The sequence below is a fragment of the Streptomyces mangrovi genome, assembly GCF_900114215.1.
Taxonomy (GTDB): Bacteria; Actinomycetota; Actinomycetes; order Streptomycetales; family Streptomycetaceae; genus Streptomyces; species Streptomyces barkulensis.
The window spans coordinates 268,798-289,755 of record NZ_FOSG01000007.1; the positions used below are offsets into that span (position 1 = coordinate 268,798).

At 74.6% G+C, this 20,958-nt stretch carries 23 protein-coding genes; 8 read left to right on the plus strand and 15 right to left on the minus strand.

Annotated elements, in window-relative coordinates; all coding sequences use genetic code 11:
- The first annotated feature begins 31 nt into the window (after positions 1 to 31).
- Positions 32 to 841: a methyltransferase domain-containing protein gene (locus BM237_RS12865; RefSeq protein WP_093849710.1), complete on the plus strand. Its 810-nt coding sequence runs from the start codon at positions 32 to 34 to the stop codon at positions 839 to 841.
- 101 nt (positions 842 to 942) lie between these two features.
- A complete protein-coding gene (locus BM237_RS12870; protein ID WP_093849711.1) occupies positions 943 to 1,305 on the plus strand; it encodes a VOC family protein in 363 nt (120 codons plus the stop codon).
- Between the two features lie 89 nt (positions 1,306 to 1,394).
- Here the strand turns inward: BM237_RS12870 and BM237_RS12875 are convergent, their stop codons facing one another.
- The 6 genes from BM237_RS12875 to BM237_RS12900 all read right to left on the minus strand — a co-directional run bounded on the left by BM237_RS12875 (position 1,395) and on the right by BM237_RS12900 (position 5,678).
- On the minus strand, positions 1,395 to 2,318 hold the full coding sequence (locus BM237_RS12875; protein ID WP_093849712.1) for an NADP-dependent oxidoreductase: 924 nt from the start codon (positions 2,316 to 2,318) through the stop codon (positions 1,395 to 1,397).
- Between the two features lie 105 nt (positions 2,319 to 2,423).
- Complete coding sequence (locus BM237_RS12880) at positions 2,424 to 2,654, minus strand: DUF1049 domain-containing protein (RefSeq protein WP_093849713.1); 231 nt, start codon at positions 2,652 to 2,654, stop codon at positions 2,424 to 2,426.
- 47 nt (positions 2,655 to 2,701) lie between these two features.
- On the minus strand, positions 2,702 to 3,346 hold the full coding sequence (locus BM237_RS12885; protein ID WP_342746231.1) for a 4'-phosphopantetheinyl transferase family protein: 645 nt from the start codon (positions 3,344 to 3,346) through the stop codon (positions 2,702 to 2,704).
- 28 nt (positions 3,347 to 3,374) lie between these two features.
- Positions 3,375 to 4,082, minus strand: coding sequence for a class I SAM-dependent methyltransferase (locus tag BM237_RS12890; RefSeq protein WP_093849714.1), 708 nt, complete (start codon positions 4,080 to 4,082; stop codon positions 3,375 to 3,377).
- A gap of 43 nt (positions 4,083 to 4,125) precedes the next feature.
- Positions 4,126 to 4,659, minus strand: coding sequence for a DUF6624 domain-containing protein (locus tag BM237_RS12895; RefSeq protein WP_425443692.1), 534 nt, complete (start codon positions 4,657 to 4,659; stop codon positions 4,126 to 4,128).
- Between the two features lie 230 nt (positions 4,660 to 4,889).
- Positions 4,890 to 5,678, minus strand: coding sequence for an SDR family NAD(P)-dependent oxidoreductase (locus BM237_RS12900; RefSeq protein ID WP_245793580.1), 789 nt, complete (start codon positions 5,676 to 5,678; stop codon positions 4,890 to 4,892).
- A gap of 105 nt (positions 5,679 to 5,783) precedes the next feature.
- Between BM237_RS12900 and BM237_RS12905 the strand changes: the two genes are divergently transcribed.
- The gene (locus tag BM237_RS12905) at positions 5,784 to 6,728 is read left to right on the plus strand and encodes an aminoglycoside phosphotransferase family protein (protein WP_093849773.1); all 945 of its coding nucleotides are present in this window, start codon (positions 5,784 to 5,786) and stop codon (positions 6,726 to 6,728) included.
- Between the two features lie 20 nt (positions 6,729 to 6,748).
- Here the strand turns inward: BM237_RS12905 and BM237_RS12910 are convergent, their stop codons facing one another.
- The 7 genes from BM237_RS12910 to BM237_RS12940 all read right to left on the minus strand — a co-directional run bounded on the left by BM237_RS12910 (position 6,749) and on the right by BM237_RS12940 (position 13,894).
- Positions 6,749 to 7,276 (minus strand): DinB family protein, encoded by a 528-nt coding sequence (locus tag BM237_RS12910; protein ID WP_175540988.1) that lies wholly within the window; start codon positions 7,274 to 7,276, stop codon positions 6,749 to 6,751.
- Entirely contained in the window at positions 7,273 to 8,235 is a 963-nt protein-coding gene (locus BM237_RS12915) for a S66 peptidase family protein (RefSeq protein WP_093849715.1), read from the minus strand. The genes BM237_RS12910 and BM237_RS12915 overlap by 4 nt, the downstream gene beginning before the upstream one ends.
- Positions 8,232 to 10,250, minus strand: a complete 2,019-nt coding sequence (locus BM237_RS12920; RefSeq protein ID WP_093849716.1) for a prolyl oligopeptidase family serine peptidase — start codon at positions 10,248 to 10,250, stop codon at positions 8,232 to 8,234. Before BM237_RS12920 ends, BM237_RS12915 begins: the two co-directional genes overlap by 4 nt.
- 86 nt (positions 10,251 to 10,336) lie before the next feature.
- Positions 10,337 to 11,665 carry a M20/M25/M40 family metallo-hydrolase gene (locus tag BM237_RS12925; protein ID WP_093849717.1) on the minus strand — a complete coding sequence of 443 codons (1,329 nt, stop codon included), beginning with the start codon at positions 11,663 to 11,665 and terminating at the stop codon, positions 10,337 to 10,339.
- Positions 11,658 to 12,494: a M55 family metallopeptidase gene (locus tag BM237_RS12930; RefSeq protein WP_093849718.1), complete on the minus strand. Its 837-nt coding sequence runs from the start codon at positions 12,492 to 12,494 to the stop codon at positions 11,658 to 11,660. Before BM237_RS12930 ends, BM237_RS12925 begins: the two co-directional genes overlap by 8 nt.
- 96 nt (positions 12,495 to 12,590) lie before the next feature.
- Positions 12,591 to 13,247 (minus strand): class I SAM-dependent methyltransferase, encoded by a 657-nt coding sequence (locus tag BM237_RS12935; protein ID WP_245793581.1) that lies wholly within the window; start codon positions 13,245 to 13,247, stop codon positions 12,591 to 12,593.
- Between the two features lie 176 nt (positions 13,248 to 13,423).
- Positions 13,424 to 13,894: an SRPBCC family protein gene (locus BM237_RS12940; RefSeq protein WP_093849719.1), complete on the minus strand. Its 471-nt coding sequence runs from the start codon at positions 13,892 to 13,894 to the stop codon at positions 13,424 to 13,426.
- Positions 13,895 to 14,098: 204 nt separating this feature from the next.
- On the opposite strand from BM237_RS12940, the gene BM237_RS12945 reads away from it, so the two are divergent.
- On the plus strand, positions 14,099 to 15,133 hold the full coding sequence (locus BM237_RS12945) for an Rv2578c family radical SAM protein (RefSeq protein WP_093849720.1): 1,035 nt from the start codon (positions 14,099 to 14,101) through the stop codon (positions 15,131 to 15,133).
- Here the strand turns inward: BM237_RS12945 and BM237_RS12950 are convergent.
- Positions 15,120 to 15,707 (minus strand): GNAT family N-acetyltransferase, encoded by a 588-nt coding sequence (locus tag BM237_RS12950; protein ID WP_245793582.1) that lies wholly within the window; start codon positions 15,705 to 15,707, stop codon positions 15,120 to 15,122. The genes BM237_RS12945 and BM237_RS12950 overlap by 14 nt on opposite strands.
- A gap of 260 nt (positions 15,708 to 15,967) precedes the next feature.
- Here BM237_RS12950 and BM237_RS12955 point away from each other — a divergent pair, with 260 nt between their 5' ends.
- The gene (locus BM237_RS12955) at positions 15,968 to 16,207 is read left to right on the plus strand and encodes a hypothetical protein (protein ID WP_093849721.1); all 240 of its coding nucleotides are present in this window, start codon (positions 15,968 to 15,970) and stop codon (positions 16,205 to 16,207) included.
- A 323-nt stretch (positions 16,208 to 16,530) separates the two neighbouring features.
- On the opposite strand, the gene BM237_RS12960 is transcribed toward BM237_RS12955, so the two are convergent.
- Positions 16,531 to 17,124 (minus strand): HEAT repeat domain-containing protein, encoded by a 594-nt coding sequence (locus tag BM237_RS12960; protein WP_425443688.1) that lies wholly within the window; start codon positions 17,122 to 17,124, stop codon positions 16,531 to 16,533.
- A 322-nt stretch (positions 17,125 to 17,446) separates the two neighbouring features.
- On the opposite strand from BM237_RS12960, the gene BM237_RS12965 reads away from it, so the two are divergent.
- The 3 genes from BM237_RS12965 to BM237_RS12975 all read left to right on the plus strand — a co-directional run.
- Positions 17,447 to 19,231, plus strand: a complete 1,785-nt coding sequence (locus BM237_RS12965; RefSeq protein ID WP_093849722.1) for a 3-hydroxyacyl-CoA dehydrogenase family protein — start codon at positions 17,447 to 17,449, stop codon at positions 19,229 to 19,231.
- 107 nt (positions 19,232 to 19,338) lie between these two features.
- Complete coding sequence (locus BM237_RS12970; RefSeq protein WP_217655849.1) at positions 19,339 to 20,148, plus strand: TetR family transcriptional regulator; 810 nt, start codon at positions 19,339 to 19,341, stop codon at positions 20,146 to 20,148.
- Between the two features lie 398 nt (positions 20,149 to 20,546).
- Positions 20,547 to 20,958, plus strand: a 412-nt coding sequence (locus BM237_RS12975) for an alcohol dehydrogenase catalytic domain-containing protein (protein WP_425443689.1), incomplete at its 3' end; no start/stop codon positions are given.

The window sequence follows — 20,958 nt, forward strand, 5'->3', positions numbered from 1 at the left end:
ACATAGCAAGACGACGCGGTACGGTGCGCGCATGCCGAGACCGAACGCCGTGTACACCCACGGCCACCACGAGTCCGTCCTGCGCTCCCACCGGTGGCGTACCGCCGCCAACTCCGCCGCCTACCTCCTGCCCGCACTGGCCCCTGGCCTGTCGGTGCTGGACGTGGGCTGCGGCCCGGGCACCATCACCGCGGACCTGGCCGCCCTGGTCGCACCCGGGGAGGTGGTGGGGGTGGACCGGGCCGAGGACGTCCTGGCCGAGGCCCGGTCCGCCGCCGCCGGCCGCGGCCTGGACAACGTCCGCTTCGCGCGGGCGGACGTCCTCGCCCTGGACTTCCCCGACGACTCCTTCGACATCGTCCACGCCCACCAGGTCCTCCAGCACATCGGCGACCCGGTGGCGGCGCTGCGCGAGATGCGCCGGGTGTGCCGCCCCGGCGGAGTGGTCGCCGCCCGCGACGCCGACTACGCGTCGATGGCCTGGTCCCCCCTGGTGCCCGGCCTGGACGACTGGCTCGGTCTGTACCACCGGGTGGCCCGGTCCGGCGGCGGCGAGCCGGACGCGGGCCGCCGGCTGCTCTCCTGGGCCCGCGAGGCCGGCTTCGGGGACGTCACCGCGGGCGCGGACATCTGGTGCTTCGCCACGGAGGCGGACCGCGCCTGGTGGAGCGGTCTGTGGGCGGAGCGCACCACCGGCTCCGCCTACGCCCGCCTCGCCGTCGAGGGCGGACACGCGGACCGGGCGGAACTGGAGCGGATCGCCGCCGCCTGGCGCGAGTGGGGCGGGCGCCCCGACGGCTGGTTCTCGGTGCCGCACGGGGAGATCCTGTGCCGGGCCTGAGGCGCTCCCGAGGCGGCCCCGACCCGGTCCCGGCGCGGCCCCCGCGCCGGGACGGCGGGGCGCGCCTGACACCGTACGCGCCCCCAACTAGGCTCCTGGGCATGGAGATTCTGGGTACTGCGCTACGTGTGTGTGTCGACGACCTGGACGCGGCGGCGGGCGTGTACGAGCGGCTCACCGGTGCCGAGGCCATGCGGTTCGCGCAGGGTCCCGTCTCGGCGGCCGCGGTCGGTCCCTTCCTGCTGATGAGCGGCCCGCCCGGGCCGATGGAGGTCCTCAGCAAGGTCGCCGCCACGCTGGCGGTGGGGGACGTGGAGGAGGCGGCGGCCGATCTGCGGGCCGTCGGCGCCGAGATCATCGCCGGTCCGCAGTCCACCCCCATCGGCCGGAACCTGGTGGCCCGCCACCCCGACGGCTCGGTCTTCGAATACGTCGACCGCCGGCAGGCGGGCGCGGAGGGGTAGCCCGCCGGCAGGCGGACTGACTGGAGCCGAGGGGGCGGGGCCCGCCGGGAGGCGGGCCCCGCCCCGGAAGCCGGGTCCGGGAAGCCGCGTCAGGAGACGTCGATGACGACCTTCCCCCTGGTCCGCCCGGACTGGCTCAGCCGCCACGCCTCGGCGGCCTCGGACAGCGGCACCGCCCGGTCGACGCCGACCGTCAGCCTCCCGGCGTCGGCCAGGTCCGCCAGGGCGGCGAGGTCGGCCGGGTCGGGCCTCACGAACAGGTAGTGGCCGCCCTTGGCCATCACCTCGGCGTCGACGACCGACAGCACCCGCGAGGAGTCCTTGAGCACCTGCCGCGACACCTCGATCGACTCGCCGCCGACGAAGTCGAAGGCCGCGTCCACACCGTCGGGCGCCAGCCCGCGCACCCGGTCGGCCAGCCCCTCGCCGTAGGTGACCGGCTCGGCGCCCAGCTCCCGCAGGAAGTCGTGGTTGCGCTCGCTGGCGGTGCCGATGACCCGTGCGCCCCACGCGGCCGCGATCTGCACCGCCAGCGAGCCGACGCCGCCGGCCGCGGCGTGCACCAGCACCGTGTCGCCCTCGCCCACGTCCAGCCGCCTGAGCGACTGGTACGCGGTGAGCCCCGCCAGCGGCAGCCCCGCCGCCTGCCGCCAGCTCAGCGCGGCGGGCTTGCGGGCCAGGGTGCGCACGGGCGCGGCGACCAGCTCGGCGTAGGTGCCGTTCTGCGCCCAGTCCTTGCGGACGTACCCGATCACCTCGTCGCCCGGGGCGAACTCCTTGGCGTCCGGACCGGTGCTCTCCACCACGCCCGCCACGTCCCAGCCGGGCACCAGCGGGAAGTGGGCGTCGAGGACCGGGGCGAGGTAGCCCGCCCCGACCTTCCAGTCCACCGGGTTCACCCCGGCCGCCTTCACCCGCACCAGGACCGCGTCGGGCCCCACCTTGGGATCGGGAAGCTCGGTGAGGGTCAGATCGTCGGGTCCGCCGTACTCGTTCAAAGCGATTGCCTTCATACCCCGCACAACTTCCCCGCCCGGGAAGATCATTCCCCCGTCCGCCCGACAGGCGCGCGAACGGCGGCACCGTGCCGCCCGCCGTCCGTGCCGCTATCTGCGCCGCTATCTGCGCCGCACCAGGTACATCCCGGACAGCAGCCCGATCACGCCCGGGATCAGCAGCGCCACCCACAAGGGCATGGTCACGATCGGTACCAGCAGCCTGATCTCGGTCTGCTCGGTGTTCTGGAAGACGAAGACCAGGGTGACGGCCAGCAGCAGCAGTGCCAGCACCCTGCCCGGGGTCAGAAAGCCGCGCGCCCCGCCGCCGCCCGTTCTCCTGTGTGTGCTCATGCCGCCACCATGGGCGCGGGGACCGCCGCCCGCCCGCCGGGCCGCCCCTACGGAGTGCTCCCCTCCTCCGTACGGGCGACGGCGACCGCCACGGCCGCCGCGTAGCCCTCGGGCGCGGCCACGTCGGCGAGCTCCCAGCCGGGGACCGCGGCTGGGGCGGCGAGGCTGCCGACGTAGGTGGTGTCCGGGCTCTCGCCCAGGCCGGCGCCGGTGCCCTTGAGGTACGCCTCCTTCCTCGTCCAGCAGCGGGCGAAGGCGGCCGGCCGGTCGGCCGGGGCCAGCCTGCCGATCTCGGCGCGCTCGCGCGGGTGGAGGGCGGAGACGGTCTCGGCGACGGTGGCGGCCGTGGGATACGCCTCCACGTCGGCGCCGACGGGCGCGTCGTCGAGGGCGATCAGCACCATGTCGCCGGCGTGCGACAGCGAGAAGTGGACCGGGTTGCCGGGCACGGCCGGGCGGCCGTGCGGCCCGCCGCACAGCGGGCACGGCTCCCGGGTGAGGGGGACGGCGGCGGGCTCGGTGCCCAGGACCGCGGCCAGTTCCAGACGCAGGGCCGTGTGGGCGACCCGGTAGCGGTCGCGGTCGGCCTCCCGGACGAACGCCGCGCAGCGGGCGCGCTCCTCCTCCGACAGCACCGCGCCGTCGGTCGCGCCGGCCGCGTGCTCGGATACGCGCAACAGGTGCAGCTTCAACCCGCCTCCTTGGGTGTCGCGCCGCCCGTCAGGGACGTCTGACGCAGGTGTAGGCGCCGAAGAGGCGCCCTTCGTACTCCGCCTCCACTATCTCGAACCCGGCCGTCTCCAGCATCGGCTCCAGCAGCCAGCGGAAGGTGCTGTACTCGGTGCGCAGGTGCTCGGCGTAGTCCCGGCGGGTGTAGCCGAGCGCGGGGTCGCCGGCCGCGCCCGCCATCCACGCCTCCAGGACCTCCCCGGCCTCGTGCGGCCGGAAGTCGAGGACGAGGTCGCGCAGCCGGAGCACACCGCCGGGCCGCAGCATGCGGGCGATGCGGTCCAGCGCCAGCGCCTTGAAGAAGTCGGGCAGTTGGTGGAGGGCGTGCCGGGTGTGCACGGCGTCGGCGGGCTGCCCGGTGTGCTCGTGGGTGAGGAAACCGGCCCGGACGCACTCCAGGTTCGCCGCCCCTTCCCGTCCGGCCCGCGCCCGCAGGTGCTCCAGCATCGCGGGCGAGACGTCCACGGCCACCACCCGGGTGAACTCGCGGGCCGCCGCCAGCGCGAACCGCCCGGTCCCGGCGCCCATATCCACCACGGTGGCGTCCCGCCCCACGCCGTGGCGGCGCAGCGCGCCGACGTCCGGCGCCGGGTCGGGGTGCCCCTGCTTGCGGTCGAAGCCCGCCACGAAGGCCGGGTCCAGATGCTCGGGACCGGCGTGGGCGAGTTCGTCGATCATCCAGGGCTCGGCGGCTGTCATGGGCCGATCCTGGCACGCGGGAGGCACCGTCCGCCCGGGGTTTTCAGCGCGTGCCGCCGGGCGCGTGGCGGGCGGTGTGCTCGGCGAAGGGCGCGATGCCGACCTCGGCGCGCAGGGCGTCCACCCGGACGGGGTCGGGGTCGGCGCACGGCCAGGGGACGGGCGCGCCGTCGCGCACGCCCGCGATCTGGGTGCCGTAGATCTGCGGGCGGCCCTCGTTGACCGCGACGCGGTCGCGGAGGAAGGCGAGGTGGCGCGGGCTCGCCCCGCCGTCGGCCACGGCCCGCTCCAGCAGGCGCAGCGCGCGGCGCTGGAGGCCGAGTTGGCGGTCGGCGTGCTGGGCGACGAGCCAGGCGCCGGTGGCGGCCTCCTCGCCGGCGCCCGCCTCGGTCGGCCAGCCGTACCTCTCCATGATCCGCTCCAGGCGGTCGCCGTGCTCGGCGGTCAGTCTGCGCCAGGCGAGCTGCTCGGCGAAGTCGTCGCTGCCCGCCAGGTGCGCCGAGCGGCTCTGCTCCCGCTTCATCGCGCGCAGTTCGGCCGCCACCTCCTCCGGGATGCCGCCGGGCGCCGCCGTCATGCCCTCCACACCCTTCACGTCCTCGCTCCCTCCACCGGGCCGGTCCCTTCCACCGGGCCGGTCCCTTCCACCGGGCGGGGCCGGTCGGCCCCGCCCGGTGCCAACGGTAGGGGCGGCGGACGGCGGGAAGATCGTCCCGGAGAACGGTGACAGCGGGGGGCCGAAGCGGCGAGAATGGATACACGCCCCCGGCCCCCCTCTGCCGCGCTCCCTGCCGTCCGCCGCCCGGTTCAGGCGGTGAGGCCGCCGTCCACGGCGATGGAGGCGCCGGTGATGTACCGGCCCTGGGCGCCGGCCAGATGCGCCACCGTCGCCGCGATCTCCCCGGGCTTCCCGTAGCGCCCCAGGGCCGTCAGTCCCCTCTGGTAGTCCGCGTCCGGCCCGTCGGCGGGGTTCATCCCGGTGTCGACCGGGCCCGGGTGGACGAGGTTGGCCGTGATGCCGCGCGGACCGAGCTCCCGGGCCAGCGCCTTGGTCAGGCCGGTCAGCGCGGCCTTGCCGGTGGCGTAGAGGGAGGCGCCGGGGAAGGCGACGCGCTCGGCCACGCAGCTTCCGATGGTGATGATCCGCCCGCCCTCCCCCATGTGGGCGAGGGCGGCCTGGCAGGCCAGGAAGGGGGCGCGGACGTTGACGTACAGCGTCCGGTCGACGTCCTCGGCCGCGATCTCGCCGATCGGCCCGACCAGGCCGGTCCCGGCGTTGTTCACCAGGATGTCGAGCCGCCCGAACTCCGCCGCGGCCGCGTCTACGGCGGCGCGTACGGCCGCCGGGTCGGCGCTGTCGGCGCGCACCACCAGGGCCCGGCGGCCCATCGCCTTGATGTTCTCGGCCACCCGCCGCGCGCTCCCCTCGGAGTCCCGGTGGGTCAGCGCCACGTCGGCGCCGTCCCGGGCGAGCCGGAGCGCCACGGCCTCGCCGATGCCGCGGCTGCCGCCGGTCACCAGCGCCGCCCTGCCGTACAGGTCGTTCATGTCTGCTGTGTCGGTCATGCCGGTCGTCTCGGTCGTTTTCACGGACATGGCTCGATCCTGGCGCGGAGCTGCCCGGGGGTCCGGCGGCATTCGGACGTCGCGTTCGGCGGCGGGAAAGGGTGCGGGCCACCGGCCCGGCCTATGCTCGCCCCCGTGACGTCCACAGACCTGTTGCCGCCCGGCCTGCCCGTGGTGAGGACCGTCTCCGGCTATCCGGGCGGGCCCGAGTGGCTGGGCCGACTGCCCGCTCTGATCGGGGAGTTGGCCGAACGGTGGGAGCTGGTGCCCGATGAGCCGTTCACCGGGGGCAGCGTCTCGTGGGTGGCGCCGGTGCGGCGCGCGGACGGCTCCGAGGCGGTGCTCAAGGTGAGCTGGCCGCACCGGGAGGCGGCCGGGGAGGGCGCGGCCCTGCGGCTGTGGGGCGGCCGGGGCGCGGTGCGGCTGTACGAGCACGACGCCGGGCGGTACGCGCTGCTGCTGGAGCGCTGCGCGCCGGGCACCGAGCTGGGCCGGGCCGCCGGACTCCCCGCCGAGGAGCGGCTGCTGGCCGGGGCCGAGGTGCTGCGCGAGCTGTGGAGCGCGCCCGTACCGCCGGACGCGGGGCTGGAGACGGTGGCGGAGGTGACCGCCGGATGGGCGGATCTGGCCGAGGAGCGGATGGCGCGGCTGCGGCCTCCCGGCTTCGATCCGGCCCTGGTGGCGCTGGGGGTGCGGCTGCTGCGCGAGCTGCCGGGGACGGCCGCCCGGGAGGCGGTGGTGCACGGCGACCTCAACCCCGGCAACGTCCTGGCCGCCGGGCGGCGGCCCTGGCTGGCGGTCGACGCCAAGCCGATGACCGGCGATCCGCTGTACGACCCCTGGCCGCTGATCGAGCAGATCGGCTACGCCTTCGGGCAGCCCGTCCCTCGTGACGTGGTCGCCGCACGGTGCTCGCTGGTGGCCGGCGCGCTCGGCGAGGACGCGGGGCGGCTGATGGCGTGGGCGGTGGCGCGCCGCGTGGAGTCGGCGCTGTGGGCCGTGGCCGAGGGCGGCGACCTGGAGGCGGGCACGGCGATGATGGCCCAGGTACGCACCCTGGCGGATCTGGCTGGCCTGTAACTCCCCGGGAAGGCGAGGGCCTACTCCCCCGTGGCGCCGTCCGCCAGTTCCCGCACGATGTCGAGGTGGCCCGCGTGGCGGGCGTACTCCTGCAGGACGTGGAAGAGGATCCAGGCCAGGGTCGGGGCCTGCGCCTCGTCCGCGAAGCGGCCACCGATCGCCGCGCGGTCGGTGAAGGCCGCGCAGGCGGCGATCTCGCGGGAGCGGGCGCACTCGGCGCGGAAGCGCGCCACCACGTCATCCACCCCCATGTGCCCGGGCACGCGCCAGCGGTCCGCCTCGTCATGGTCGGCCCAGGGGTCCTGGAGCGGCTCGGCGGTGAATCCCCAGCGGAACCATCTGCGTTCGACGCAGGCCAGGTGCCACAGGAGTTCCAGCGGGCTCCAGCCCGACGGCAGCCGGCTGCCGCGCAGTTCGGCCTCGGACAGTCCGTCGAGCTTGCGCAGGACGGTGTCGCGGTAGTAGTCGAGGTAGGCCGAGGCCATCGTGTGCGGGTCCGGCGGGGTGGAGCGCGGGGGTTCGGGCAGCGGGGCGGCGGTGTCCGTCATACGAGGGCGGGCTCCTGGAGGGTGAGCGTGCAGGTGTCGGCGTCCAGGGTGGCACGGACCCCGAGCGGCAGGGTCAGGGTCGCCGGGCCGTGTCCGAAACCCAGCTCCTCCACCACCGGCACCCCCAGCGGGGCGAGCCGGTCCAGCAGCACCTCGCGGACCTTCTCGTACGGGCCGCAGTCGTGCCAGGAGCCGAGCACCACGCCCGCCACCCCGTCCAGTTCGCCGGAGCGCAGCAGGTGGGTGAGGTAGCCGTCGAGGCGGTACGGCGGCTCGCCGACGTCCTCCAGCAGCAGGATGCCGCCGTCCGGGCGGGCGGAGTCCCGCCCGGGGACGCCGGTCTGGCCGGCCAGCAGCGACAGGCAGCCACCGTAGGTGGTGCCAAACGCCCGGCCGGGCACCAGCGTGCGGGCGGTCGGGGAGGTGATCGCCGTGACCGTCTCCGGGGCGAGGAGGGTGGCGCGCAGATGCTCCTGGGTGGGGCCGTCCTTGAGGAAGGAGACGGTGGCGGGCATCGGGCCGTGCAGGGTGGCCAGGCCCAGCCGGGCCGCGAACGCCTCGTGCAGCACGGTCAGATCGCTGTAGCCGACGAAGGGTTTGGGGCCGGCCGCGCGCATCGCCTCCCAGTCGGCCAGGTCCACCATCCGCTGGACGCCGTAGCCGCCGCGGGCGGCGAGGACGGCCGCTACGGACGGGTCGCACCAGGCCTCGGTCAGGTCGCGGGCGCGGTCGGCGTCGGTGCCGGCCAGGTGGTCCAGTCGCGGGTGGACGTCCAGGACGTGCGGCATGACCCGCGGGTCCAGGTCCCAGCCGCGCAGTACGTCCACCCCGGCGTCCAGCCGCTCGCGCTCCACCGGTCCGCTGGGCGCCACGATCGCCACCCGGTCGCCGGGGCGCAGCCGCCGGGGCCGGGTGAGGGCGGGGCGCGCGGCGGGCCGGGCAGGCGGGGTGCGGGTCACGTGGTCAGCTCCAGCCTGGGGACGTCCGGGCGGTCGAAGCCGAAGACCTGTGCGTACAGGGAGAGTTCGGCCTCCACGGCCCGGGTGATGGTCTGCGCCCTGCGGAAGCCGTGGCTCTCGCCCTCGAAGGCGAGGTAGGCGTGCGGCACTCCCCGCCCGGCGACCTCGGCCAGGAAGCGGTCGCACTGGGCGGGCGGGCAGATCACGTCGTCCAGGCCCTGGAGCAGCAGGAAGGGGGCGGTGACGCGGTCGGCGTGGTGGACGGGCGAGCGGTCGCGGTAGCGCTCGGGGTGCTCCTCGGTGCGGCCGACGAGGGAGACCAGGTACTGCGACTCGAAGTCGTGCGTCTCTCCGGTCGCCCAGCCGGCCAGGTCGAGGATGGGGTAGCTGATGGTCCCGCAGGCGTACAGGCCCTCGGTCAGCGGCGAGGTGAGGGAGACGGCGGTGGTCCAGCCGCCCGCGCTGCCGCCGCGTATGGCGAGCCGGGCGGGGTCGGCGGTGCCCTCGGCGGCCAGGGCGCGGGCGACGGCGGCGCAGTCCTCGACGTCGACCACGCCCCAGCTCTCCCGCAGCCGCTCGCGGTAGGCGCGGCCGTAGCCCGCCGAGCCGCCGTAGTTCACCTCCGCCACGCCGATGCCGCGCGAGGTGAAGTAGGCGATCTCCAGGTCCAGTACGAGGGGCGCCCGTCCGGTGGGCCCGCCGTGGGCCCACACCACGTACGGCGGCAGTTCGCCCTCGGGAGCCGCGGCGGCGGGGTGGCGCGGGGGGTACAGGTGGGCGTGGATCTCGCGGCCGTCCGGGCCGCGGAAGACGCGTTCGGCGGGGTCGGGGTAGTACGCCGGGTCGACCAGGTCGGTGTGGGCGGAGCCGACGACCAGGGTGTGGCCGGTGCGGGTGTCCAGCTCCACGACCTCGTACGCGCCGCGCGGGCTCGCGGCGACGCCGATGGCGCGGGTGCCCGCGGCGGCCAGGGTCGGGGCCCACTCCGTCCACGGGCCGGGGGCGTCGGCCAGTTCGCCGGTGGCCGGGTCCAGGATGCCCAGGCGCAGTGAGCCGCGGCCGTGCAGGACGGCGACCGTGCCGTCCTCCAGCGGTTGGAACCACCGGTGGCCGATCTTCCACAGCGGTCCGCCGAACTCCTCCTCGCGCGGGCACAGTGCGGTGGGTCCGTCGGCGCCGGAGCCCGCCGTGTCGGCGTCCAGGCGGTACAGGTTCCACCAGCCGCTCGCGTCGCCGCTGTACAGCAGCGAGCCGTCCGCCGCCCAGCCGACCTGCGCCACCGACTCCCGTTTGCCGCCCGCGACGGCGCGGACGTTCTCGAAGGAGCCCTCGGCGGTGACGTCGGCGAGGCGGACGACCGTGCCGTCCCAGGGCATCCGGGGGTGGTCCCAGACCAGCCACGCCGCCCGTCTCCCGTCCGGGGAGAGGCGGGGGCCGGTGGTGAACCGGTCGGCGTCACCGGTCAGTTCGCGGATCCGGGAGCGGTCAAAGGCCGCCGAGCCGTCCAGGGGCACGGCCGCGATCACCCGGCGTACGTCGGTGGGCCGCTCGCCGGTGAACTCCTCCAGCACGCACCACACCTCGCCCCGCTCCGGCAGCACCACCGGGTCGGCCCAGCGCAGGCCCCCGCCGAGGGCCGAGACGGGGGTGAGGGGGCGCGGCCGGGCGCCGGGGGCGTCCGGTTCGAAGGCGTACATCCGCTGGTCGGCGTGGTGGACGAAGACGACCAGCGGTCCGCCCGCCTCGCGTGCGGCCCCGGCCCAGGGGCGTCCGCCGTACTCGATCACCCGGCTGCGGACGTTCCACGGCTCGGGCAGCACCGACTCGGCGGGGCCGGAGCCGTCCGGACGCAGCCGCATCAGCGCCCGCCGCCCGCCCTCGGCGGGGCGGGGCTCGGTCCACCACACCTCCGCGCCGACGGTGCCCGCGTACTCGGGGTGGCCGTCGTGCGCGGCGACCAGGCGGGCGTCGATCGGTGACTCCCAGGTGCCGTACGGGGCGGTGGCGTACGTCATCGTGCGCGGCTCCTCGCGGGCTCGGCGGGTTCTTCGAAGGGGGTGCGGCAGGGCGCGGCCGGGGCGGACCGGCTCGGCCCCGGCGCTCAGAGGGCGAACAGGGCGCGGTCCATGACCCGGACGCCGAAGTGGAGGGCGTCCACGGGGACGCGCTCGTCGACGCCGTGGAACATCGCCTGGTAGTTCAGCCCCTCGGGCAGCCTCAGCGGGGTGAAGCCGTAGCCCACGATGCCCAGTTCCGCGAACTGCTTGGCGTCGGTGCCGCCGGTCATGCAGAACGGGATGACGTGGGCTTCGGGGTCGAAGTGCTCCAGGGACTCGCGCAGCACGGCGAAGGTGCGCGAGTCGACCGGCGCCTGGAGGGCCGGGCCGCGGTGGTAGAACTCCCAGTCCACGTCCGGGCCGGTGAGCTCGTCCATGGTGGCGGTGAACTCCTCCTCGGTGCCGGGGAGCATCCGCCCGTCCACATGCGCCTCGGCGGCGCCGGGGATGACGTTGATCTTGTAACCGGCCTTGAGCCCGGTGGGGTTGGTGCTGTTGCGCACGGTGGCCTCGACCAGCTTGGCGGACGGGCCCAGCTTGGCCAGCAGGGCGTCCACGTCGAAGTCGGGGGCGTCGAAGTCCGGGGCGTCCAGCCCGTGGAGGCGGGACAGCTCGGTGAGGGCGGCGCGCACCGTCCTCGACAGCCGCACCGGCCAGGCGTGCTCGCCGATGCGGTGCACCGCGGCGGCCAGGCGGCTCACCGCGTTGGCGCGGTTGACCTTGGAGCCGTGCCCGGCCCGGCCGTTGGCGGTCAGCTCCATCCAGGCCGTGCCGCGCTCGCCCGCCGCGATCGGGTAGAGCTGCAGGCCGCCGCCGGCGTGGAAGGTGTAGGCGCCGGACTCGCTTATGCCCTCGGTGCAGCCCTCGAACAGCTCGGGGTGCTCGCGGGCGAGGAAGTCGGCGCCGTACTGGCCGGTGTCCTCCTCGTCGGCGGTGAAGGCGAGGACGATGTCGCGGCGGGGGCGCACCCCGGCCCTGGCCCAGGCGCGGACGACCGCGAGGACCATCGCGTCGGCGTTCTTCATGTCGACCGCGCCGCGGCCCCAGACCACGCCGTCGCGGATCTCGCCGGAGAAGGGGTGGACGGTCCAGTCGGCGGGCTCGGCGGGCACCACGTCCAGATGGCCGTGGACGAGCAGCGCGTCGGCGGACGGGTCGGTGCCCTCGATGCGGGCGACGACGTTGGTGCGGCCGCGGACCTTCTCCAGCACCACCGGCTCGATCCCGGCGTCGGACAGTTTCCCGGCGACGTACTCGGCGGCCTTGCGCTCGGTGCCGTCGCCGTTGCCGAGGTTGACGGAGTCGATGCGGATCAGCTCGGAGGTGAAGGCGACCGCCTCGTCGAGTGCCTGGTTGTCGATGCGCTCAGCCATACTGCTCCTCCACTGCGGCAGAGACGACCGTGGTGACCGCCTTGAAGGTGCGGATCCCCTCGTACATGGACGGCGATGTGTACGCCACCCGGCGCTCACCCGTCTGCTCCACGCCGGGCACGACGGTGGCCGCGCCGGCCAGGTGCTCGGCGTCGAACTCGATCTCGATCGTGCGGGGCCGGGGGCCGGTGGGCTCGTGGCGCACCGCCAGCGCGGCCGCCTCCTTGGCCGCCGCGCGGATGTCGGCGGCGGTGCGGGCGGGGGTGCGGCAGACGGCGGCGTAGCGGGAGACGTAGTCCTTGACGGCGACGCCGCGCGCGGCGGGGGCGTAGCCGCGGGCGTCGTCGCAGGTGCGGTCGTCGCCGGTGACCAGGACGACGGGGACGCCGTACTCGGCCACCACCGCGGCGTTGAGGCGGCCCTCACTGGCCCGCTCACCGTCCAGCCACACTCCGGTGAGGGAGTTGGCGAGGTAGGTGTGGGCCAGGACGCCCTCGGCCCCGGCGCCGGTGTGGTAGCCGACGAAGGCGATGCCGTCGACGTCGCCGTGCTGGACGCCCTCGACCATGCTGAGCGACTTGTGGCGGCCGGTGAGCATCTGGGCGCGGTCGTCCAGCTTCTCCAGCAGCAGGTTGCGCATCGTCCAGTGCGCCTCGTTGACCAGCACCTCGTCCGCGCCTCCGTCGAGGAAGCCGGCGATCGCCGCGTTCACGTCGGAGGTGAACATCGGGCGGCAGCGTTCCCACTGCGGGGTCCCGGGCAGGACGTCGGCGGGCCAGGTCACCCCCGTGGCGCCCTCCATGTCGGCGCTGATCAGGATCTTCGTCATGGAAGGCCACGTTACGCCCAGCCCGGGCGGCGTCAAAGACCAGGGGGGAACGCCGGGCCGGTGTCACCGGTCCACGCCTTTGGCGTCACTGCGGCGTCAGTCGCCCCGGCCCACCACCAGCCAGTTCGACGGCCGGTCGAGGCGGGAGCCGTCCGGTTCGAAGTCGGTCGTGGACAGCGGGAGCGAGCCGCCGGCGAGCACCTTCAGCCCGGCCGCGGTGAACGGCCCGGCCTGCTCCGCCGGTTCCTCCCCGGGGGTCTGCGGGGCACCCGCCCCCTGGGCCGGGGCCGCGTCGGCCTCGGGCGCGGCCTCCACCACGAAGGCGCGGCCGCGCTCCCCCACCAGCGCCGCGACGGACTCGGCGACACGGGCGCGGCCGGCGGGTCCGCTGCGCCGCAGGACGCCGCGCAGGTAGACGTTGGCGTCGCCGAGTTCGTCGTGCAGCCGCCGCATCGCGGCGGGGTCGGCGGCGTCGAGCTGCCGGAAGTCGGGCGCGGAGCGCCCGCCGGCCCCCTCCCCCACCGCGGTCCGGGCGCGTTCCAGGACGGCGGCCGAGCGGTCGATCCCGACGCACGGGTGGAAGCGTCCGGTCAGAAAGACCGTCTGGGCCCCGTTGCCGCAGTCGGCGTCGACCAGCGGCAGGTCCGGGGCGAAGTGCTTCTCGAAGATCGGCATGTGCACGGCGGCCGTGATCGCGGGGTCGGTGCTCCGGATGCCCTGCGAGGAGCCGCCGTCTTGGAGTGTGGCGTTCACGGGATCGCTCCCTCGTCATGTCTGCGGGCCGCGGGTACGGCCGCCGGGAGAGCCCGCCTACCCCGTCCGGCGCGGTTCGTGCATCCGGGCGCGCCCCGTCCGGCCGGGGCGCCTCGGGGTGGAACGCGGCAGGTAGGGACGGGGGCGGGGGTGGTGAGTCGGGGCGCGGCGGGCGGTCAGGCGCCCGCGCGGCCCTCGGTCTCGGTCTCGGTCTCGGCGGCGAGGTTGGCGAGCAGCTCGTCGTGGATGCGGGCGAGCCCCTTGGGGGCGAAGGCGCGCTCGAAGAAGCCGCCGACGCCGCCCGCGCCCTCCCACTCGGTGGTGACGGTGACCCGCGAGGCGCCCTCGGCCGAGCCCGGGGTGACGGTCCAGGTGGTGACCATCGAGGAGTTGCGGTCGCGCTCGACCAGCTGCCCCTCCATGGGCTCGTCCACCTCCATCAGGCAGTCGCGGACCCGCTTGGAGGTGGCCTGGAGCCTCCAGTGGACGAGCGTGCCCTTGCCGTCGCCGCCCTCGCGCACCTCGTACTCACTGAACTGCCCGGGCAGCAGCCTGCCCCGGGTGCCGCTGTAGTCGGCGAGCGCGTCGAACACGTCCTCCGGGCGGGCCGCGATCTCGCGCTGCGTGGTGGATTCGACCTGCGCCATGACTGCTCCCCTGAGGATCCTGGTGGTCCTGTTGGTCCTGTTGGTCCTGTTGGTCCTGCCGGTCCGCGGCCCCGGCGGTACGCCGGCCGGCCGTCGCGGCGGCCGCTGACGCCAGCCAACCACCCGCGACGCGCCCGCCCAAATCGGGTTACCGCCAATGGGAACATGTGTTCTATTCTTGTCCGGGCCGAACGAGGAGATCGCATGCGCTGGGACAATCTGCACCGGGAGGGACCGGATACGAGCGGCACCGCCGCCCTCTTCGGCTCCGACGTGGTCACACGTACGGTCGACACCCCGGAGTTCAGGGGCGTCACCTTCCACGAGGTACGGGCCCGTTCGATCATCAACCGGGTGCCGGGCGCCTCCCGGATGCCGTTCGAGTGGACCGTCAACCCCTACCGGGGCTGCTCACACGCGTGCGTGTACTGCTTCGCCCGCCGCAGCCACGGCTATCTGGACCTGGACACCGGAACCGGCTTCGACACCCAGATCGTGGTGAAGACCAACGCCGACCGGCTGCTGCGCCGGGAGCTGGCCTCCCCGCGCTGGCCGGGCCACCACATAGCCATGGGCACCAACGTCGACTGCTACCAGCGCGCAGAGGGCCGGTACCGGTTGATGCCCGGCATCCTGACCGCCCTGCGCGACCACGCCAACCCGTTCTCCATCCTCACCAAGGGCACTCTGATCCTGCGCGACCTGGACCTGCTGCGCTCGGCCGGCGCGGTGGCCGAGGTGGGCGTCTCGGTGTCGGTGGCCTTCCTGGACGAGCAGTTGTGGCGCACCGTCGAGCCCGGCGCCCCCGCCCCCGAACGCCGCCTGGAGGTGGTGCGCGCCCTCACCGACCACGGCATCGGCTGCGGGGTGCTGATGGCCCCGGTGATCCCGTTCCTCTCCGACAGCCCCGACCGGCTCCGCGCGACGGTGCGGGCGATCGCGGCGGCGGGCGCGACCTCCGTCACGCCGCTGGCCCTGCACCTGCGGCCGGGCGCGCGCGAGTGGTTCACCGCCTGGCTGGCCCGGCACCACCCCGGCCTGGTGGGCCACTACGAGCGGCTGTACGCCGACGGCGCCTACGCCCCGCGCTGGTACCAGCGCCGGATCACCCGGCAGGTGCACGAACTGGCCGAGGAGTACGGCATCGGGCCGTCCCGGCCGGGGGCGCACCGGGGCGTCCCCGAGCCCCGGTGCGTCACCGAGCCCGAACCGGGCCCGACGCAGCTCACCCTGCTGTGAGACCCGCCCCGGCCGGCTCGCGCACGTAGCGCACCTCGGCCACGGGCGTCCCTCCCGCGTCGGAGAGCGACCTCGCCCCGTCCGGGGCGAAGCCCGCCGCCGCGTAGAAACGGCGGGCCCGCGCGTTGCCCTCCGCCACCCACAGCCGCAGCCGGCGCATCCGGCGCGCGTCCGCCCGCCGCACCACCTCGGCCAGCAGCGCGCGCCCGAGACCTGAGCCGATGCGCTCCGGCTCCACGTACAGGGCGTACAGCTCACCGTCGCGGCACTCCTCGCCCTCCTCGCAGCCGGCGCCGCCGCTGCCACCGTCCTCCCCCCGGCACGGGCCGAGGGCCGCCCATCCGGTGATACGGCCGCCGCCGTCCACCGCGACCAGGTCGGTGACCGTCCCCCGCGTCGCGGCGAAGGTCTCCCGGCGCCGGGCGGCGTACGCGGCGGCGTCCATTCCCTCCAGGTACTCACGGGGCATCAGATGGCGGTACGCGTACCGCCAGCCCCGCACCCGCAGCGCCGCCACGGCCTCCAGGTCCGCCTCGGCCGCCTCCCGTACGCGCACCGGCTCCCGTCCGTTCACCGTCGCCCCCTCACTTCCCGCTTCCGTTTCCCCGTTCGGACGCCTCCACCGGGGCGCGAGGAAGTGATGCAACCCTCCCCCTGCGTTAGAGTAAAGCCGCTCGCCGACATGGTCGGCCTGCTTCCACGCCACCTCCGGGGCCACCGCTCCGTCGTCGTCCGGAGCCTCGGGGGTGGCCGCCCCCAATCGCACCGCAGACACCGCAAAGACCCGCGGTCCGCCGCCACCGTACGGCGGCCGCCGGGGGAAAGGCATCAGGGATGGCCGTCTTCAAACTGCAACTCACGGATGGCGGGGAGAGACTGGTCGAGGCCGGGCGCGCCGGACGCACCGCCGACGGCCAGATCGTCATCGAGGACACCGACTCCCTGGGCGTGTGGGACTGCCTGGAGGAGTACCCGGCCGACCGCGTGAGGGCGGTCTGGCGGCGCGGCCCCGCCGAGAGCGGCATCTACACCTGGATCCCGCAGCCCTCCGAGGGGAGTTGGTGGAGCTACTGACGCCCCTCCCCGGCCGGCGCGCCGGACGCCGGGGGCGCACCGCGCACCCGCCACGCCTCCGCCTCGGAAGCATCGCTTCCAAACCCTCTGTGTCGCACTTCACAAGGCTGTACACCGAAGCGGCCTGCGTTTCACAGCCTGACGGCCGTCTCATCTCTTACGTCGGGGAAGAGTGTTCCCAACCCGCCGCCTCCCGGACGAACCAGGGGGCACGGCGGGGGACGGCCGGGCACGACGCCGCGCGCCCGGCCCCGCCCGGGTCGGCGACGCCCCCGGTTTCCCGGGTTCCGGGCCGGCGGCGACCGGCCCGGAACCCGGCCGGATCAGAGTCTGCGCAGCGCCTCGTCGGCCGCCGCGCGCAACTCCTCGCGCTCCCGGGCGGCCAGCAGCACCAGCCGGGCCCGCGCGTCGCCCAGCGCCCCGAGCCCGTCCACGCAGGCGCGGGCCACCGGCCAGTGGTGGACGGGGCCGGCCAGCAGCCGGTCCAGGACACGGATCAGGGTCGGCGCGGACTGCGGCGCGCGCAGGGCGGCCAGCAGCCGTACGGGGTGCAGCGCGTAGGAGGTGCGCAGCTCGTTGGTCGCCAGCGCCGCCGCCGCGCGGGCGGTGCGCGGATCGCCCAGACGCAGCAGGGCGCGGGCCGCGGCGGCGCAGCGGGCCGGTTCACGGTGGTTGAGCAGGAACACCAGTGTCTCGAAGGCCCGGGGATCCCCGGCCCGGCCCAGGGTGCAGGCCGCCAGTTCCCGGGCCCACAGGGGGCGGGCGGGTGCGGTGAGTTCGGCGGCCAGCGCGTCACGGGCGGCGGCCGTGTCCCGCCGGGCCAGGGCGAGCAGCCGCTCGTACTCCTCCGGATCCGCCTCGGCCCGCAGCCGGTCCACCATTTCGCGGTCCATCGTGCCCGCCCTGCCCACCGGCACGTCACCTCCCTGTGGTATGTGCCACATTCCTGGAAGCGGTCTACCCTCTGGCATTCGGGTTACCCGCAGGTTAGCCTGCTCATCGGAGCGGTACCCCCGCTCAGTCGGACGGCCTGGTGACGCAGCCGTTCGCGTGCAGTCGGTTCAGCACGCACATACACGCATACACGCAGGTCGAGCACGGCCCCGGGACAGGGCCGCTCTCGCTCGTTCCACGCCTGCGCGACGCCGCGGACCCGGCGCTCCCACGCGCCCCCGCCCGCCCTTCTCCCCTTCTCCCCCGCAGTCGTCACCGTCTCTTCCTCTTCTCTGGAGTCCCGTGATGGACCGTCCCACCCTCACCACTGTCGCCGTGGTCGGCCTCGGCACCATGGGCACCGGCATCGCCGAGGTCCTGGCCCGCGCCGGCCGCGAGGTCATCGGCATCGACACCGACGAGAACGCCGCCCGCCGGGCCGTCGCCGCGCTGGATGCCTCCACCGCCCGCGCCGTCGAGCGCGAGCGGATCACCGAACAGGAGCGGCGCGACGCCCTCGCCCGCTTCCGCACCTTCTGCGACCTCCAGGCCGCGGCCGAGGCCGATCTGGTCATCGAGGTGGTGCCGGAGGACTACGGGCTCAAGCAGCGCGTCATCACCGAGCTGGACGGCATCGTCAAGCCGTCGGCCGTCATCGCCACCGGCACCAACGCCCTGTCGGTCACCCGGCTCGCGGCCGACTCCGCGCACCCCGAGCGCGTGCTGGGCATGCACTTCTTCAACCCCGCGCCCGCGATGAGGCTGGTGGAGATCGTCTCCTGTGTGCTCACCTCCCCCGAGGCGGTCGCCGCGGTCACCGATCTCGCCGTCGACCTGGGCAAGGAGCCGATCCCGGTCGGCGACCGGCCCGGCTTCGTCGCCGACGGGCTGCTGTTCGGCTACCTCAACCAGGCCGCGGCGATGTACGAGTCGAAGTACGCCACCCGCGAGGACATCGACGCCGCGATGCGCCTGGGCTGCGGTCTGCCGATGGGCCCGCTCGCCCTGCTGGACCTGATCGGCGTCGACACCGCCCGTACCGTGCTGGAGGCGATGTACGCCGAGTCCCGCGACCGGCTGCACGCCCCCGCTCCGATCCTGGGCCAGCTCAGTGCCGCCGGCCTGACGGGCCGCAAGGCCGGGCGCGGCTTCTACACCTACGACGCGCCGGGCTCGGCGACGGTGGTGCCGGACGCGCTCACCCCGCGCGAGGGTGAACTGCGGGGCGCCCCGCGCCGGGTGCGCTCCGTGGGCGTGGCGGGCTCGGGGACGATGGCCAGTGGCATCGCCGAGGTGTTCGCCAAGGCCGGCTACGACGTGGTGCTGGTCGCGCGCAGCGAGGAGAAGGCCGAGACGGCCAGGGCCCGGATCGCCTCCTCGCTGGAGCGGTCGGTGAAGAAGGGCCGGATGAGCGCCGAGGCCCGCGACGAGACGCTCGCCAGGATCACCCCGGCCGGCTCGCTGTCGGCGATGGCGGACGTGGATCTGGCGGTCGAGGCGGTGGCCGAGGACCTGGAGGTCAAGAAGGGCCTGTTCGCGGCGTTGGACGAGGTGTGCAAGCCGGGCGCGGTGCTGGCCACCACCACCTCCTCGCTGCCGGTGGTCGCCTGCGCCCGCGCGACCTCGCGCCCGCAGGACGTGATCGGCATGCACTTCTTCAACCCCGCCCCCGCGATGAAGCTGGTGGAGGTGGTGAGCACCGTCCTGACCGGCGATGACGTCCACGCCACCGTGCGCGAGGTGTGCGCCAGGATCCGCAAGCACCCGGTGGACTGCGGCGACCGGGCGGGCTTCATCGTCAACGCGCTGCTGTTCCCGTACCTGAACAACGCGATCAAGATGGTGCAGGAGCACTACGCCGACATGGACGCCGTCGACGCGGCCATGAAGCTCGGCGGCGGCTACCCGATGGGTCCGTTCGAGCTGCTGGACGTGGTCGGTCTGGACGTCTCCCTGGCGATCGAGAAGGTGCTGCACGAGGAGTTCCGCGAGCCGGGCCTGGCCCCGGCGCCGCTGCTGGAGCACCTGGTCGCGGCGGGCTGCCTGGGCCGCAAGAGCGGACGCGGCTTCCGCGAGTACGCGAGGCGGTGAACCCGGCGAACCCGGCGTTCCCGCCCCGGGCGGACCCCGGGTGGGGTGGGCTGCTGGATCCCGGCGGCCCACCCGCCGGCGGCGGTGCGCCGTGTAACGTTCCCCACATGTCGCAGTCCGTTCGGTCCGCCCGCCCCAATGTGCCCAGCCAGCGCCTGAAGATGCGCCGTGAGCTGGCCGCAGCCGCGATGGAGCTCTTCGCCACCAAGGGGTACGAGGAGACCACGGTCGACGAGATCGCGGCCGCGGCCGGGGTGGCCCGGCGCACCTTCTTCCGGCACTTCCGCTCCAAGGAAGAGGCGATCTTCCCGGACCACGACGACACCCTGGAGCGTGCCAGGGCGGTGCTGGACGCGGCGCCCGCGCACGAGAACCCGCTGGACACCGTGTGCCGCGGCATCAAGGAGGTCATGCGGATGTACGCGGCCTCCCCGGCGGTGTCGGTGGAGCGCTACCGGCTCACCCGCGAGGTGCCCACGCTGCGGGAGCGGGAGATCGCGTCCGTGGCCCGCTACGAGCGACTGTTCACCCGGTATCTGCTGGGCCACTTCGACGAGTCCGCCGTGGCCCACCGGGACGGCGAAGAGGACGGCCTCGACGAGCCGCTGCTGGCCGAGGTGGCGGCGTCGGCAGTGGTCACCGCGCACAACCACGTGCTGCGGCGCTGGCTGCGCGCGGGCGGCCAGGGCGATGTGGAGGCACAGCTGGACCGGGCCTTCGCCACCGTGCGGCGGACCTTCGGCACCGGCTTCGTCGCCGGCCGGGCGGCGGCCGACCTGCCGGCCGCGCCCGCCGGAGCGAACGGGACGGGCGGGGCGGCCGGCCGGGAGGGCGAGGTGGTGGTGACGGTGGCGCGCACCGACGCCCCGCTGGACCAGGTGATGCGCGCGATCGAGGAAGCCCTGCGGCGGGGCTGAGCATCGCGCGGCCCTCAGCGCGAGCGAGAAACGACACAGCCGGACATAATCAGACACAATCGGACAAGGGCATACGGCCGTCTCCTCCGGGAGGCGGCCGTTTCCGTCCTCGCCCGCCGTACACCCGCTCATGCGTGCACTCGTGATGGCAACTGAGAGAAATTCTTGGCACGCAGTGTCTTGTGGACTGGCACGCAGTGCCATAACGTGAGCGTTGTCCGGGCACTGTCCCCGCGGTCACTGCCGTGCGCCCGGGCGCCTGCGTCACAGGCACCTTCAGCGCTACCGCGCCGAGCCGCAGTACCACCGCCGAACCGACGGCACCAGCAGCTCACACAAAGACCGAAGAAGACCCCAGCGACCCCTCAAGCGTCCCCGAACGCTCGCCGGAGGCCACAGTGAAGGAAATCCTGGACGCGATCCTCGCGTCGGACAGCAAGCCCGCCGACTTCGCCAACCTGGCGCTGCCCGAGTCCTACCGCGCGGTCACCGTGCACAAGGACGAGGCCGACATGTTCGCCGGAATGCCCACCCGCCAGAAGGACCCGCGCAAGTCCCTGCACCTGGACCAGGTGCCCCTGCCCGAGCTGGGCCCCGGCGAGGCCCTGGTGGCGGTCATGGCCTCCTCGGTGAACTACAACTCGGTGTGGACCTCGATCTTCGAACCGGTCCCCACCTTCGGCTTCCTGGAGCGCTACGGCCGCACCTCACCCCTGGCCAGGCGCCACGACCTGCCCTACCACATCATCGGCTCCGACCTGGCCGGCGTGGTCCTGCGCACCGGCCCCGGCGTCAACGCCTGGCAGCCCG

Coding starts and splice junctions, on each gene's coding strand:
- BM237_RS12910 (WP_175540988.1), bottom strand. CDS start 7,276: ATGACGGACACCGCCGCCCCGCTGCCCGAACCCCCGCGCTCCACCCCG.
- BM237_RS12970 (WP_217655849.1), top strand. CDS start 19,339: ATGTCGCAGTCCGTTCGGTCCGCCCGCCCCAATGTGCCCAGCCAGCGC.
- BM237_RS12920 (WP_093849716.1), bottom strand. CDS start 10,250: ATGACGTACGCCACCGCCCCGTACGGCACCTGGGAGTCACCGATCGAC.
- BM237_RS12930 (WP_093849718.1), bottom strand. CDS start 12,494: ATGACGAAGATCCTGATCAGCGCCGACATGGAGGGCGCCACGGGGGTG.
- BM237_RS12895 (WP_425443692.1), bottom strand. CDS start 4,659: ATGACGGCGGCGCCCGGCGGCATCCCGGAGGAGGTGGCGGCCGAACTG.
- BM237_RS12945 (WP_093849720.1), top strand. CDS start 14,099: ATGCGCTGGGACAATCTGCACCGGGAGGGACCGGATACGAGCGGCACC.
- BM237_RS12925 (WP_093849717.1), bottom strand. CDS start 11,665: ATGGCTGAGCGCATCGACAACCAGGCACTCGACGAGGCGGTCGCCTTC.
- BM237_RS12965 (WP_093849722.1), top strand. CDS start 17,447: ATGGACCGTCCCACCCTCACCACTGTCGCCGTGGTCGGCCTCGGCACC.
- BM237_RS12865 (WP_093849710.1), top strand. CDS start 32: ATGCCGAGACCGAACGCCGTGTACACCCACGGCCACCACGAGTCCGTC.
- BM237_RS12940 (WP_093849719.1), bottom strand. CDS start 13,894: ATGGCGCAGGTCGAATCCACCACGCAGCGCGAGATCGCGGCCCGCCCG.
- BM237_RS12870 (WP_093849711.1), top strand. CDS start 943: ATGGAGATTCTGGGTACTGCGCTACGTGTGTGTGTCGACGACCTGGAC.
- BM237_RS12900 (WP_245793580.1), bottom strand. CDS start 5,678: ATGTCCGTGAAAACGACCGAGACGACCGGCATGACCGACACAGCAGAC.
- BM237_RS12880 (WP_093849713.1), bottom strand. CDS start 2,654: ATGAGCACACACAGGAGAACGGGCGGCGGCGGGGCGCGCGGCTTTCTG.
- BM237_RS12875 (WP_093849712.1), bottom strand. CDS start 2,318: ATGAAGGCAATCGCTTTGAACGAGTACGGCGGACCCGACGATCTGACC.
- BM237_RS12890 (WP_093849714.1), bottom strand. CDS start 4,082: ATGACAGCCGCCGAGCCCTGGATGATCGACGAACTCGCCCACGCCGGT.
- BM237_RS12955 (WP_093849721.1), top strand. CDS start 15,968: ATGGCCGTCTTCAAACTGCAACTCACGGATGGCGGGGAGAGACTGGTC.